This is a genomic window from Neobacillus sp. K501, assembly GCF_053749995.1.
In genome coordinates, this window is sequence record NZ_JBSLYA010000031.1 from 1 (window position 1) to 519 (window position 519).

At 47.4% G+C, this 519-nt stretch carries 2 tRNA genes and 1 rRNA gene; all 3 read left to right on the plus strand.

The features are described from left to right. A 16S ribosomal RNA gene (locus tag ACWM35_RS25080) occupies nucleotides 1-84 on the plus strand; the annotation flags it as partial. Between the two features lie 93 nt (nucleotides 85-177). Continuing rightward, nucleotides 178-254 (plus strand) — tRNA-Ile (locus tag ACWM35_RS25085). A 9-nt stretch (nucleotides 255-263) separates the two neighbouring features. After that, a tRNA-Ala gene (locus ACWM35_RS25090) sits at nucleotides 264-339 on the plus strand. Nucleotides 340-519 lie beyond the last annotated feature (180 nt).

Here is a 519-nt window from a genome sequence, read left to right on the forward strand (position 1 = left end):
CAGCCGCCTAAGGTGGGACAGATGATTGGGGTGAAGTCGTAACAAGGTAGCCGTATCGGAAGGTGCGGCTGGATCACCTCCTTTCTAAGGAATATAATGTCCTTTCGGACATCATAGTTGACCGTTTCTTGTTTGTTTAGTTTTGAGAGTTCAATCTCTCATAAATATTCGTTGTGAGGGCCTATAGCTCAGCTGGTTAGAGCGCACGCCTGATAAGCGTGAGGTCGATGGTTCGAGTCCATTTAGGCCCACCATCTCATAACGGGGCCTTAGCTCAGCTGGGAGAGCGCCTGCTTTGCACGCAGGAGGTCAGCGGTTCGATCCCGCTAGGCTCCACCAATTTTGTTCCTTGAAAACTAGATAATCGTAAGAAGAAGTAACCAAGTAAAAAACGAGTGATCGCCACTTTAGTTTTTCTCTCTATTTATTAATAGAGAATAACCAATTTAGGTTAAGTTAGAAAGGGCGCACGGTGGATGCCTTGGCACTAGGAGCCGATGAAGGACGGGACTAACACCG